At 64.1% G+C, this 12,915-nt stretch carries 12 protein-coding genes; 9 read left to right on the top strand and 3 right to left on the bottom strand.

Annotation, left to right across the window (positions count from 1 at the left end):
• The 3 genes from B2V21_RS03840 to tldD all read left to right on the top strand — a co-directional run.
• On the top strand, positions 1 to 790 hold a 790-nt coding region (locus tag B2V21_RS03840), incomplete at its 5' end, for a ribonuclease E/G (RefSeq protein WP_286916075.1).
• Positions 791 to 854: 64 nt separating this feature from the next.
• The gene (locus tag B2V21_RS03835; RefSeq protein ID WP_286916074.1) at positions 855 to 4,670 is read left to right on the top strand and encodes a YhdP family protein; all 3,816 of its coding nucleotides are present in this window, start codon (positions 855 to 857) and stop codon (positions 4,668 to 4,670) included.
• A gap of 254 nt (positions 4,671 to 4,924) precedes the next feature.
• Positions 4,925 to 6,367: a metalloprotease TldD gene (gene tldD, locus B2V21_RS03830; protein ID WP_049860568.1), complete on the top strand. Its 1,443-nt coding sequence runs from the start codon at positions 4,925 to 4,927 to the stop codon at positions 6,365 to 6,367.
• Between the two features lie 41 nt (positions 6,368 to 6,408).
• Here tldD and yjgA read toward each other — a convergent pair whose 3' ends face one another.
• Positions 6,409 to 6,930, bottom strand: a complete 522-nt coding sequence (gene yjgA / locus B2V21_RS03825; protein WP_049860569.1) for a ribosome biogenesis factor YjgA — start codon at positions 6,928 to 6,930, stop codon at positions 6,409 to 6,411.
• A 108-nt stretch (positions 6,931 to 7,038) separates the two neighbouring features.
• Between yjgA and pmbA the strand changes: the two genes are divergently transcribed.
• The 6 genes from pmbA (at position 7,039) to B2V21_RS03795 (ending at position 12,267) form a co-directional block, all read left to right on the top strand.
• The gene (pmbA, locus tag B2V21_RS03820; RefSeq protein WP_286916073.1) at positions 7,039 to 8,385 is read left to right on the top strand and encodes a metalloprotease PmbA; all 1,347 of its coding nucleotides are present in this window, start codon (positions 7,039 to 7,041) and stop codon (positions 8,383 to 8,385) included.
• 118 nt (positions 8,386 to 8,503) lie between these two features.
• Positions 8,504 to 8,899, top strand: a complete 396-nt coding sequence (locus B2V21_RS03815) for a hypothetical protein (protein ID WP_043186681.1) — start codon at positions 8,504 to 8,506, stop codon at positions 8,897 to 8,899.
• Positions 8,892 to 10,268, top strand: a complete 1,377-nt coding sequence (locus B2V21_RS03810) for a class II fumarate hydratase (RefSeq protein ID WP_286916072.1) — start codon at positions 8,892 to 8,894, stop codon at positions 10,266 to 10,268. The genes B2V21_RS03815 and B2V21_RS03810 overlap by 8 nt, the downstream gene beginning before the upstream one ends.
• Positions 10,269 to 10,298: 30 nt before the next feature.
• Positions 10,299 to 10,751 (top strand): hypothetical protein, encoded by a 453-nt coding sequence (locus tag B2V21_RS03805; RefSeq protein WP_286916071.1) that lies wholly within the window; start codon positions 10,299 to 10,301, stop codon positions 10,749 to 10,751.
• Between the two features lie 2 nt (positions 10,752 to 10,753).
• Entirely contained in the window at positions 10,754 to 11,365 is a 612-nt protein-coding gene (locus B2V21_RS03800) for a superoxide dismutase (protein ID WP_049860574.1), read from the top strand.
• Positions 11,366 to 11,373: 8 nt separating this feature from the next.
• The gene (locus B2V21_RS03795) at positions 11,374 to 12,267 is read left to right on the top strand and encodes a ZIP family metal transporter (RefSeq protein WP_049860575.1); all 894 of its coding nucleotides are present in this window, start codon (positions 11,374 to 11,376) and stop codon (positions 12,265 to 12,267) included.
• Between the two features lie 70 nt (positions 12,268 to 12,337).
• On the opposite strand, the gene B2V21_RS03790 is transcribed toward B2V21_RS03795, so the two are convergent.
• Entirely contained in the window at positions 12,338 to 12,610 is a 273-nt protein-coding gene (locus tag B2V21_RS03790) for an HPr family phosphocarrier protein (protein WP_286916070.1), read from the bottom strand.
• A 16-nt stretch (positions 12,611 to 12,626) separates the two neighbouring features.
• On the bottom strand, positions 12,627 to 12,915 hold a 289-nt coding region (locus B2V21_RS03785), incomplete at its 5' end, for a RapZ C-terminal domain-containing protein (RefSeq protein WP_286916069.1).

Here is a 12,915-nt window from a genome sequence, read left to right as displayed (position 1 = left end):
GATCGAGAAGATCCGCATCGACTCTCGGGAAACCTTCCAGAAGACCACCCAGTTCGTTGCCGAGCTGATGCCCGAAATCGCCGACCGCCTGGAGCATTACCCCGGCGAGCGCCCGATCTTCGATCTGTACGGTGTGGAAGACGAGATCCAGCGTGCCCTGGACCGCAAGGTGCCGCTCAAGTCCGGCGGCTATCTGGTAGTGGACCCGGCCGAGGCGATGACCACCATCGACGTCAACACCGGCGCTTTCGTCGGTCACCGCAACCTCGAAGAAACCATCTTCAAGACCAATCTGGAAGCGGCCACCGCCATTGCCCGGCAACTGCGCCTGCGCAACATCGGCGGGATCATCATCATCGACTTCATCGACATGGAAGATGAGGAGCATCAGCGTCAGGTTCTGCGTACCCTCGAGAAGCAGCTGGAGCGCGATCACGCCAAGACCAACATCATTGGCATCACCGAACTGGGTCTGGTGCAGATGACCCGCAAGCGCACCCGGGAAAGCCTCGAGCAAGTGCTGTGCGAGCCCTGCATTTGCTGCCAGGGCCGCGGCAAGCTGAAGACCCCCGAGACAGTGTGTTACGAGATTTTTCGCGAGATCCTGCGCGAGGCCCGTGCCTATCAGGCCGAAGGCTATCGTGTGCTGGCCAATCAGAAAGTGGTCGACCGTCTGCTCGACGAAGAATCCGGCAATGTGGCCGAACTGGAAGCGTTCATCGGACGAACCATTCGCTTCCAGGTCGAGTCCATGTATTCCCAGGAACAATATGATGTGGTGCTGCTCTGAAACGGCCAGTGGAACGATTCTCGACCTGTAGGGCTGACGCGGTACATTGCCGGAGCGTGCCTGCATGGTCCGTGTGAGTGCTGCGCTCGGGGGCTTGATCCGTTGGGCCCTGGCACTGTGCGCCGTGCTGCTGGTGTTGCTGGCGCTCTATGTCAGCCTGGGTCGGCAGTTGATTCCGTTGGTGGCCGAGTACGATGCTCAGATCGAGGCGCGTGCCAGCGAGGCGCTGGGCATGCCGGTGCGCATCGGCAGCCTGGAAGGCCGTTGGAACCGTCTGGCGCCAGTGCTGCTGATTCATGATGTGCAGGTGGGCGAGGGCAGCAACGCGCTGCGCCTGGATCAGGTCAAGGTGGTGCCTGACTTGTGGGGCAGCCTGTTGGCGCGTGCGGTGCGTATTGCCCATCTTGAGCTGGGCGGCGTGCAGCTCAGCGCCGTCGAGGACGCCACGGGCAAGTGGTCGGTCAAGGGCGTGCCCCAGCAACCGGATCAGGCCTTCGACGTGCAGCGCACGTTGCAGCAGATGCAACAGGTCGAGCAGTTGTCGGTGCTCGACAGCCAACTGACCCTGCAACCCTTCGAGCATGATCCACTGACCCTCACCTATGTCGGCCTGAGTCTGCGCACCGCTGACGAGCGCCAGCGTCTGGACCTGCGCCTGCACCTGCCCGACGGTCAGCCGCTGGCGCTGAACGTCGAGGCTCAGGTGCGCGCCGAACACTGGCGCGACGGCCGCGCCCAGGCCTACGCGAATCTGCCGCAGAGCGACTGGGCAAAGTGGCTGCCACGCCGCTATACCCAGGGTTGGCAGCTTGACCAGTTCAAGGCGGGGGGCGAGGTTTGGGTGGACTGGGCAGACGCCAATGTCCAGCGAGCCATGGTTCAACTCGATGCGCCGGCGTTCAAGGGCGCTTATGGCGACCACAAGCCGTATACCATCGCCGATCTCACGCTGAAGGCGTGGATGCAGCGCAACACCGACGGTTTCGACGTGAACCTGGGAACCCTCGCCATGACGCTGGACGGCAAGCCATGGCAGAGCCATCTGGCGCTGCAGCAGCGCGCGGCAACGCCGTCGAGTCAGGAGCAGTGGCGTGTGCAGGCCGATCGCCTCGACCTGACCCCGATCACGCCACTGCTCGACGCGCTGGCACCCCTGTCCAAACAGGTGGCGGCCATCGTCAACGGCCTGAACTTCACCGGCGTGGTGCGCAACCTTTCCCTCGACGTTCGTCCCAAGGCCACGGGTGCCGAGCGCCTGAGCTACGCCGCCAATCTGGAGAATGTCGGCTTCGATGCCTACTACGGTGCTCCAGCGGCAGACAATGTCAGTGGCAGTTTGATTGGCGACATCGGCCAAGGCGAACTGCGCCTGGACAGCGACAAGTTCATGCTGCACCTGAGTCCCATCTTCGAAAAACCTTGGCATTACCTCAAGGCTAACGCCCGGCTGAACTTCAAGCTCGATGATCACGGTTTCACCTTGATCGCGCCGGCTATTCGTGTGCTGGGCGAGGAGGGCAAGATCGCGGCCGATTTCCTCATTCGCCTGCCGTTGCATCACGAGGCCGAGCCCTACATGGACCTGCGGGTTGGCCTGGTCGACGGCGATGGCGCCTACACCAGCAAATACCTGCCCAAGGTGCTCAGCCCGTCGGTCGAGCAGTGGCTGCGCACGGCGATCAAACGCGGCGCGGTCGACCAGGGTTACTTCCAGTACCAAGGCTCGCTGGCCAGTGCAGCCGAGGCCCATTCGCGCAGCATCACCCTGTTTTTCAAGGTCCATGACGTGACCCTGGCCTTCCAGCCCGGCTGGCCGGAGGCGCGCAAGGTCGCAGGCAATGTCTACATCCAGGACGGCGACGTGCGCATCCTGGCTGACCGTGGGCAGATTCTCGACACCAAGGTCAGCGACGTGGCGGTCAGCGTGCCCCACGTGCCGGTCGGTCAGGACAGCCACTTGTTCGTGAACGGCAACTTCGATGGCGGTCTGGCCGACGGGTTGAAGATCCTGCAGACCGCCCCGATCGGTACCGCCGACATCTTCGCTGGCTGGCAAGGCGAGGGCCCGCTCAAGGGCAAGCTGGAACTCGACATTCCGCTGGTCAAGGGGCACGAGCCCAAGGTGGTGGTCGACTTCAGCACCCGTGCGGCGCGTCTGAAGATCAAGTCGCCGGAGCTTGCGCTGAGTCAACTGGGCGGGACATTCCGTTTCGACTTCGACAAGGGCCTGAGTGGCGAGGGCGTCACAGCCCAGGCCTTCGATCAGCCGGTCAAGGCGCAGATCCTCGCCGAAGGCAAGCCCGGCGCGCCATTGACGCGCATCGTCGCCGACAGCCAGATCCCGGTGAAACGCCTGGTCGACTGGTTGCAGGTCAAGCAGGCCGTGCCGGCGTCCGGCGATATCGCCTACCAGCTGCAGCTCAAGCTGGGCAGCGACAGCCAGCTTCGCGTCGACTCCGACCTCAAGGGCGTCGACATCGACTTGCCCGCACCCTTTGGCAAAGCGCGCTCCGTGGCCCGTCCCACGGCCTTCGTGATGAACCTGCAAGGCCGTGAGCGTCGCTTCGACGTCACCTACGCCGACATCGCCAGCTTCGCCTACGCCGCGCCGCCCAACGACTTGGCCAGCGGCCGCGGCGAATTGCTGGTCGGCGCCGGCACGCCGCAGCTTCCTGCGACCCAGGGCCTGCGGGTGCGTGGCGCGTTGCAGACCCTGGACCTGGAGCCGTGGCAGCAGCAGGCCGAGAACTACACGGGCGGCAATCCGAGTGGCACCGCCAGCCAGGTCATCAATGCCGTCGACTTGCAGATCGGCACGCTCAAGGGGTTCGGCCAGCAACTCGATCAGGCGCGGGTACAGCTCAACCGCAGCCCCAGCGCCTGGCACCTCGCTGTGGCCAGCCAGCAAATCACTGGCAGGGTCGATGTACCCGATGGCAAGGCGACCCCGATCAATGTCGACCTCGACACCGTGCGCTTGCCGCCGGTCGATCCGAACGCGGTCAAGGCTGACAATCCGGTCGAGGCGCCCGATCCCCTGGCCAATGTCGATCCGCTCAAGATACCGGCGGTCAATGTCAGGATTCGCCAGCTGTTGCAGGGTTCGGAACTGGTCGGCAGTTGGTCGTTGAAGCTGCGCCCGACCGCCCGGGGTGTCGCCCTCAACGACCTCGACCTGGGGCTCAAGGGCTTGATGCTGCAAGGTGCGGCGACCTGGGAAGGCGCGCCGGGAGCTTCCAGCACCTGGTTCCGCGGACGGCTGCAGGGCAAGAACCTGGCCGACGTGCTCCAGGCCTGGAAATTCGCGCCCACCGTGACCAGCGAGTCGTTCCACCTGGATGCCGACGGCCGCTGGCCCGGTTCACCGGCCTGGGTGGGACTCAAGCGTTTTTCCGGCAACCTGGACGCGACCCTGCGTGACGGCCAGTTCGTCGAAGTCGAAGGCGGTGCGCAGGCCCTGCGCGTGTTCGGTCTGCTCAACTTCAATGCGATCGGTCGCCGTCTGCGCCTGGATTTCTCCGATGTGCTGGGCAAGGGTTTGAGCTACGATCGAGTCAAGGGCCTGCTGGTGGCCAGCGAAGGGGTGTACGTGACGAGAACCCCGATCACCCTGCGCGGCCCCAGCACCGACATCGATCTGGACGGTACCCTGGACATGGTTCGCGACGGCGTCAACGCCAAGGTGCAGGTCGCCTTGCCGATCACCAACAGCCTGCCGCTGGCTGCGGTCCTGGTGGGCGCGCCGGTGGTCGGCGGCGCCCTGTTCGTGGTGAACAAGCTGCTCGGCGACCGCGTGGCGCGTTTTGCCAGTGTGCAGTACCGCATCGAGGGTTCGTGGAAGGATCCGCAGATGACCCTGGTCAAGCCTTTCGGTGGCTGAAAATGCGGTTGCCTTGGCTGTGTATCGGACGGCTGGGCCAGGCCGGGTATTGAAAACGTGTCGGGGCGGACGCATGTAGTGTTCATCCGTCACCCACACCGGCATTGCGCGCGTCGCCTCAGGCGACCCGCGAGCATCCATTTGCGCAGACCGCCTCGCGGCCTGCGAGCACCTACTGACGCAGCGCCGCCAAGCGAACTGCGAGCATCTATCCAGCAGCGCGCGACGCGCCCTGCGAACAGCGCGGAGTAAATATGAGCCAGATGTTATCCACCGTCAGCGACCACCTGCTGGCCCCCGGCGGCCTCACGCTCGACAGCCTGCAATCGGTGCTGGGCGAGTTGGCCGGCCCGGGCATCGACGCGGCCGACCTGTATTTCCAAGGTCAGATTTCCGAGTCTTGGGCGCTGGAAGACGGCATCGTCAAGGAAGGCAGTTTCAACCTCGACCAAGGCGTGGGCGTACGCGCGCAGTCCGGGGAAAAAACCGGCTTCGCCTACAGCAACGCGATCACCCAGGATGCGCTGGTCCAGGCCGCGCGCGCGGCGCGCTCTATCTCCCGCGCCGGGCAGAATGGCCGCGTGCAGGCCTTCAGCAGTCCGGTGGTCAGCCAGCTGTACGGTCCGGACAACCCACTGGAGGTGCTCACCCGCGCCGAAAAAGTCGACCTGCTCAAGCGTGTCGATGCCGCCACCCGCGCACTGGACCCCCGTATTCAGCAAGTCACCGTGAGTATGGCCGGGGTCTGGGAACGGATTCTGGTCGCGGCCGCTGATGGCAGCCTGGCGGCGGACGTGCGGCCACTGGTGCGTTTCAACGTCAGTGTCATCGTCGAGCACAACGGTCGTCGCGAGCGCGGTGGCCATGGCGGCGGTGGACGTACCGACTACCGCTATTTCCTCGCCGAGGACCGCGCCATGGGCTATGCCCGCGAGGCGCTGCGTCAGGCTCTGGTCAACGTCGAAGCGGTGGCGGCACCGGCGGGCACCATGCCCGTGGTGATGGGCGCCGGCTGGTCTGGCGTGTTGCTGCACGAAGCGGTCGGGCATGGTCTTGAAGGCGACTTCAACCGCAAGGGCAGTTCGGCCTACAGCGGTCGCGTCGGTGAGAAGGTGGCGTCTAGCCTGTGCACCATCGTCGATGATGGCACGCTGGCCGGGCGTCGCGGCTCGCTGAGCGTCGATGACGAAGGTACGCCGACCCAGTGCACCACCTTGATCGAAAACGGCGTGCTCAAGGGCTACATGCAGGACAAGCTCAATGCGCGGCTGATGGGCGTCGCCGCCACCGGCAATGGTCGTCGCGAATCCTATGCGCACCTGCCCATGCCGCGCATGACCAATACCTACATGCTGGCGGGCGAGAGCGATCCGGCCGAGATCATCGCTTCGGTGAAGAAAGGCATCTACTGCGCCAACCTTGGCGGTGGACAGGTGGATATCACCAGCGGCAAGTTCGTCTTCTCGACCAGCGAAGCCTACCTGATCGAAGACGGCAAGATCACCACGCCAGTCAAGGGCGCGACGTTGATCGGCAATGGTCCGGAGGCGATGAGCAAGGTGTCGATGGTCGGCAACGACCTGGCACTGGACAGTGGCGTGGGCACCTGTGGCAAGGACGGCCAGTCGGTACCGGTCGGTGTCGGTCAGCCCACCTTGAAGATCGATGCGATCACGGTGGGCGGTACCGGCGCCTGAAGCGGGTGACGGGCAAGCCGGACGGCCTGCCCGCGGGCCTGTCAGCGCAGGCCGCGTTGGGTTTCGTCCAGCTCGCGGATGTACTTGAAGATCTTGCGCGTGGTGGCGGGCGGCTTGTTGTGAGCCGTCTCGTGCTGGGCCTGGCGAACCAGGTTGCGCAGGTGCTGGCGGTCGGTTTCCGGGTACTCGGCGAAGAACGCCTCCAGCACCTGGTCCGGGCCTGCTACCAATCGATCGCGCCAACGTTCCAGGTTGTGGAAACGTTCGTTGTACTGCCGGGTGGAGGCGTCCAGTTGATCGAGCAGCACCAGAATCGCCTCGATGTCCTGGTCGCGCATCAGCTTGCCGATGAACTGGATGTGACGTTTGCGCGCGATGTGCGCCGTGTGCTTGGAGGCGTCGCCCAGTGCCCGCCGCAGAGCGTCGGTCAGGGGCAGGCGATCGAGCATGTCCGGCTTGAGCGTGGTGAGCCGCTCGCCCAGATCGGTCAGCGCATGCAGTTCGCGCTTGACCTGAGTTTTGCTTTTTCCCTCGTCGAGGGAGTCGTCGTAAGAATCAACCATGGGGGCCGTCCGCAAATAAACGCCGCCATGATAACCAGTCGGGGGCCGCTTGTCTGGCCCGGCCGTAGATCGGCCCGCGCCGAAACCCGAATTTGAGTGGAGAACACCATGAACGCACCCCAGAGCGTCGGCCCGCAGGCACTGCCCGTCCTGCAGGAGCAAGTGCAGCAGATCATCGACGAAGCCAAACGCCAGGGCGCCAGTGCCTGTGAAGTGGCGGTTTCGTTGGAACAGGGCCTGTCCACGTCGGTGCGTCAGCGCGAGGTGGAAACTGTCGAGTTCAACCGCGACCAGGGCTTTGGCATCACGCTGTACGTTGGCCAGCGCAAGGGCTCGGCCAGCACTTCGGCCAGCGGTCCACAGGCCATTCGCGAAACCGTCGCCGCGGCGCTGGCGATCGCCAAGCACACCTCCGAAGATGAAAGTTCGGGCCTGGCCGACGCTGCCCTGATGGCGCGCGAGCAGCCGGACTTCGACCTTTACCACGCCTGGGACATCACGCCCGAGCAGGCCATCGAAAAGGCCCTGGCCTGCGAAGCGGCCGCCTTCGATGCCGAACCCCTGATCAAGAACGCCGACGGCACCACGCTCAACACCCACCAGGGCTGCCGCGTGTACGGCAACAGCCATGGTTTCATCGGCGGCTATGCGTCGACCCGGCACAGCCTGAGCTGCGTGATGATCGCCGAGGCCAACGGGCAGATGCAGCGTGACTACTGGTACGACGTCAATCGTCAGGGCGAATTGCTGGCCGATCCCGTTGCCATCGGCCAGCGCGCCTCACAGCGGGCTGCGGCCCGATTGGGCGCACGTCCGGTGCCGACCTGCGAGGTACCGGTGCTGTTTTCAGCCGAGCTGGCTGGGGGCTTGTTCGGCAATTTCCTGGCCGCCGTTTCCGGGGGCAACCTGTATCGCAAGTCCTCGTTCCTGGAAGGGGCGATGGGGCAGCGCCTGTTCCCCGAGTGGCTGACCCTGGACGAGCGTCCGCACCTGATGCGTGCCATGGGCAGCGCAGCGTTCGACGGCGATGGCCTGGCCACCTACGCCAAGCCGTTCGTGGAGAACGGCGAACTGGTCTCCTATGTGCTCAGTACCTATTCGGGGCGCAAGCTGGGCCTGCCCAGCACCGCCAACTCCGGTGGTGTGCACAACCTGTTCGTGACCCATGGCGACGAAGACCAGAAAGCGCTGCTGCGGCGCATGGGGCGTGGCTTGCTGGTCACCGAGTTGATGGGCCACGGCCTGAACATGGTCACCGGCGACTACTCGCGCGGTGCTGCCGGATTCTGGGTCGAAAATGGCGAGATCCAGTTTCCGGTCCAGGAGGTGACCATTGCCGGGAACATGCACGACATGTTCAAACAGATCGTCGCCGTAGGCAACGATCTCGAACTGCGCAGCAACATTCGCACCGGCTCGGTCCTGATCGAGCGCATGACCGTCGCCGGCAGCTGATCCTACCGCCGGTCCGTCGCGGCCGGCACGGTTTGCAGCACAGGTGCCCACATGGGCGCTTGTGTTGATTCTCAATATCAATCAATAATAAAACTCATTCCGGCAAAAAGGTGCGCCGATGAGCTCTGCCGTTCACGAATTCGCCCATCTCGAAAACTGGCATTGGCTCGGCCTGCAAATCCGTTGCGCGCTGGCGCCCGACGAGCCGCGACTCATCGAACACTACCTCGCCCAAGGTCGCTACCTGGCGCGCTTTACCCCGACTTCTTCATGGTCCGTGGCTCACGGCACCTTTCGCCTGATGCTCGCTACCGCCCTCGATCAAGCCCTGCCGTGGCACTGGCGCAGCCTGTGTCTGGACCAGGCCTGGCGGCCCTTGCGTGACCTGCGCAATTGCGCGGCACAGCCAGCCCAGGTCCGCCAGTGGCAGGACTGCGCCCATCAGCTGGCGCGCTGCGAGCTGCTGCCTTCGATTCCACTCACTGATCTGCTGCAAGGATATTGCGATGAGTAACACCCGTATCGAGCGTGACAGCATGGGCGAACTGCAGGTACCGGAGGCGGCCCTGTATGGCGCCCAGACCCAGCGGGCCGTCGACAACTTTCCGATCAGCCGGCAGCGCATGCCGACCCAGTTCATCCGCGCGCTGATCCTGGCCAAGGCCGCTGCGGCCAAGGCCAACGTCGAACTTGCGCAGATCAGCGCCGGCCAGGGCGATGCCATCGTGCGCGCCTGCGAACAACTGCTGGCCGATGACTTCATGCAGCACTTTCCGGTCGACATCTACCAGACCGGCTCCGGCACCAGCTCCAACATGAATGCCAACGAGGTCATCGCGACCCTGGCGGGCCGCCTTGTCGACGAGCCGGTCAATCCCAACGACCACGTCAACTGCGGCCAGAGCAGCAACGACATCATTCCCACCAGCATTCACGTGAGCGCTGCGCTGGCCGTGCATGAACAACTGCTGCCTGCGCTACGGCACCTGGTGCAGGTCACCCAGACCAAGGCCGAGCAGGTTCACGCCTTCGTCAAGACCGGCCGCACGCACCTGATGGATGCCATGCCGGTGCGCATGAGCCAGGTGCTGCATGGCTGGGCTGCGCAGATCCAGGCCAACATCGACCACCTGCAAGCGCTGCAGCCTGCCTTGCAGGCGTTGGCACAGGGCGGGACGGCGGTGGGCACCGGGATCAACGCGCATCCGGAGTTCGCCCGGCGTTTCTGTCATCACCTTGGCGAGCTGACCGGTGTCGAGTTCACCCAGGGCGACAACCTGTTCGCCCTGATCGGCTCCCAGGACACCGCAGTGGCCGTGTCCGGCCAGCTCAAAGGCACCGCCGTCACCCTGATGAAGATCGCCAACGACTTGCGCTGGATGAACTCCGGGCCACTGGCCGGCCTGGGTGAAATCGAACTCGAGGCCCTGCAACCGGGTTCCTCGATCATGCCGGGCAAGGTCAACCCGGTGATTCCCGAGGCGACCGCCATGGTGGCGGCGCAGGTCATAGGCAATGACGCGGCGATCGCCATCGCCGGTCAGTCCGGCAATTTCGAGCTCAATGTGATGCTGCCGATCATTGCCCACAACCTGTTGTCCAGCATCGAACTGATGGCCAATGCCAGTCGTCTGCTGGGCGACAAGGCGATCGCGACGTTCAAGGTCAACGAGGCCAAGCTCAAGGAAGCGCTCGCACGCAACCCGATTCTGGTGACCGCACTCAATCCAATCATCGGATATCAGCAGGCTGCCCAGATTGCCAAGCTAGCCTACAAGGAAGGTCGGCCGATCATCGACGTCGCGCTGGAGCACACCGACCTGAGCCGCGAGCAGCTCAGCGACCTGCTCGACCCGGAAAAGCTCACAGCCGGCGGTATCTGACCGCTCGGCGACTGCTGGGAGACCTGCGCCATGCAGCACTGGAAACGTATCACGGAGACGGCCAACGCCTGCTTTGTCCGGGGCGAGCTGATCGATGCGCGCGAACACTACCTGCAAGCTCTCGCTTGGGCTCAGGTGTTGTTCGAACGCTGGGCGGATGTCGACGAAGCGGTGGCCGCGTGCGTCATTTCCCATCACAACCTGGCTGACCTGCATCTGCAACTGCATCAACCCGAAGAAAGAGCCGAATACCTGTGCGCCATCCATGAACGTTTGTTGCGTGCGGCGCAGGACCCTCGGCTGCGGCCAACACTGCGCGAGGCCGCGCTGCGTCATGCCGGCAAGACCTACGCCGAGCTGCTCGGCTTCACTCGCCAGCATGGCGAATACCCTCGTACCCACCGGTTGCTGTGTGGCGCCGCCGACATCGACGTCGCGCCAGCGGTCACGCAATCCGATCATCTTCCCTACGGAGTTCACTGAAAATGCCCTATACCTTGCCCGCCCTGTCGTATGCCTATGACGCCCTGGAGCCGCACATCGATGCCGCGACCATGGAGATCCACCACACCAAGCATCACCAGACCTACATCACCAACGTCAACGCCGCCATCGAAGGTACCGAGTACGCCGAATGGCCGGTGGAAAAGCTGGTGGCCTCGGTCAAGCAGCTGCCGGAAAACCTGCGTGGCGCCGTTACCAATCACGGTGGCGGACATGCCAACCACAGCCTGTTCTGGGAAGTCATGTCGCCCAATGGCGGCGGTCAGCCCCAAGGCAGCGTTGCCCAGGCCATCGATGCCGAACTGGGCGGGTTCGACGCCTTCAAGGAAGCCTTCACCAAAGCTGCCCTGAGTCGCTTCGGCAGCGGCTGGGCCTGGCTCAGCGTCACGCCGGAGAAGAAGCTGGTGGTGGAGAGCAGCGGTAACCAGGACAGCCCGTTGATGAATGGCAACACGCCCATCCTGGGGCTCGACGTCTGGGAGCATGCCTACTACCTCAAGTATCAGAACCGTCGGCCGGAATACATCAATGCGTTCTACAACGTGGTCGACTGGGCCAATGTCGAGAAGCGCTACCAAGCCGCGTTGAGCTGAGTCTGGCCATGGGATCACAGACCTTCGCGCTGGCCAGTGTTCGTCGTTTTCGTCTGGCACTGGGCACTGTGTTGCTGCTGGCCGGCGCAGCCCTGCTGGTGGGCGAGCTGCTGGACTGGCTCGACCTCGAACCGCGCATCCTGCGCGCACTCGAGGGCGGTGCCATCTGCGCCTTGGGCACCGCCCTGGGCGCGGTTCCGGTACTGGTCATCCGCAGCATGCCCGTCGCGGTGGCCGATACATTGCTGGGTTTCGGTGCCGGCGTGATGCTCGCCGCCACCGCGTTCTCGCTGATCATCCCCGGCCTGGATGCGGCAGCGGCGATCGGCTTCTCGCGCTGGGGGGCCGGCGCCCTGATGAGCCTGGGCATCATGTCCGGAGCTTTCTGCCTGTACCTGGTGGACAGGAGGGTATCCGGCGTTACCCCGGATTACCTGGTGGGCACCACGCAACAGCCAGTGATCCCGGCACGTATCTGGATCTTCGTGATCGCCATCATCGCTCACAACATCCCGGAGGGCATGGCCATCGGCGTTTCGGCAGGCGGCGGCATGCACGACGCCGACAGCCTGGCGATGGGCATTGCCTTGCAGGATGTGCCCGAAGGGCTGGTGATCGCATTGGTTCTGGCCGGGGCGGGGATGGCGCGCTACAAGGCCTTCCTGATCGGTGCCGCATCCGGGCTGGTGGAGCCGGTTTTCGCGGTACTGTGTGCCTGGCTGGTGCGCATGGGCGAGCTGCTGCTACCTTTGGGCCTGGCCTTTGCGGCCGGCGCCATGCTGCTGGTCGTGACCCACGAAATCATTCCCGAATCACGCAGCAACGGCCATCACAAGCTGGCAAGCCTGGGCCTGTGTGTCGGTTTCTGTCTGATGATGGTCATGGACACCGCACTGTCTTGAATCTGGTACCTGGGTGTTGGACGGCTCGATAGCCGCCACCCCGGTTCCAACGCTTGGCCGCTGGCTTGGCTTACTCGCCTTCGTCGAACTTGTCGTTGATCAACTTGACGATGGCGTCCAGCGCTTCCTGATCCTGCTCGCCTTCGGTGTGCAGGTGAATGGTGGTGCCTTTGCCGGCCGCCAACATCATCACACCCATGATGCTCTTGCCATCGACCAGTGACTCTGGCGTGCGACCGACGCGCACCTGACAGGGATAGCGTCCCGCCACACCGACGAATTTTGCCGCGGCGCGGGCGTGCAGGCCGAGCTTGTTGATGATTTCTACTTGGAAGGCGGGCATTGCGCGGAGGATCCTTTCAGCTGAGGTCGCGATGGCGAACCTGGACGTTCTTGAGCGACTGCTGCAGCAATCGGCCCAGGCGCTCGGTCAAGTATACCGAGCGATGATGCCCGCCTGTACAGCCAATGGCGATCGTCACGTAAGCGCGGCTGCTGGCAGCGAAGCGGGGCAGCCATTTGAGCAGGTAAGAAGAGATGTCCTGATACATCTCTTCGACGTCCGGCTGCGCTGCCAGGTATTCGGCGACCGGCGCATCGAGCCCGGACTGATCGCGCAATTCCGGCTTCCAGTACGGGTTGGGCAGG

Origin of the sequence: Pseudomonas sp. UBA6276, from assembly GCF_002438365.1 — a bacterium.
Lineage (GTDB): Bacteria > Pseudomonadota > Gammaproteobacteria > Pseudomonadales > Pseudomonadaceae > Aquipseudomonas > Aquipseudomonas coleopterorum.
The sequence above is the reverse complement of the archived record's forward strand: the minus strand, read 5'-3'. Positions and strand labels throughout refer to the sequence as shown.

Coding starts and splice junctions, on each gene's coding strand:
- B2V21_RS03795 (WP_049860575.1), top strand. CDS start 11,374: ATGGGATCACAGACCTTCGCGCTGGCCAGTGTTCGTCGTTTTCGTCTG.
- B2V21_RS03805 (WP_286916071.1), top strand. CDS start 10,299: ATGCAGCACTGGAAACGTATCACGGAGACGGCCAACGCCTGCTTTGTC.
- B2V21_RS03815 (WP_043186681.1), top strand. CDS start 8,504: ATGAGCTCTGCCGTTCACGAATTCGCCCATCTCGAAAACTGGCATTGG.
- yjgA (WP_049860569.1), bottom strand. CDS start 6,930: ATGGTTGATTCTTACGACGACTCCCTCGACGAGGGAAAAAGCAAAACT.
- B2V21_RS03835 (WP_286916074.1), top strand. CDS start 855: ATGGTCCGTGTGAGTGCTGCGCTCGGGGGCTTGATCCGTTGGGCCCTG.
- pmbA (WP_286916073.1), top strand. CDS start 7,039: ATGAACGCACCCCAGAGCGTCGGCCCGCAGGCACTGCCCGTCCTGCAG.
- tldD (WP_049860568.1), top strand. CDS start 4,925: ATGAGCCAGATGTTATCCACCGTCAGCGACCACCTGCTGGCCCCCGGC.
- B2V21_RS03790 (WP_286916070.1), bottom strand. CDS start 12,610: ATGCCCGCCTTCCAAGTAGAAATCATCAACAAGCTCGGCCTGCACGCC.
- B2V21_RS03810 (WP_286916072.1), top strand. CDS start 8,892: ATGAGTAACACCCGTATCGAGCGTGACAGCATGGGCGAACTGCAGGTA.
- B2V21_RS03800 (WP_049860574.1), top strand. CDS start 10,754: ATGCCCTATACCTTGCCCGCCCTGTCGTATGCCTATGACGCCCTGGAG.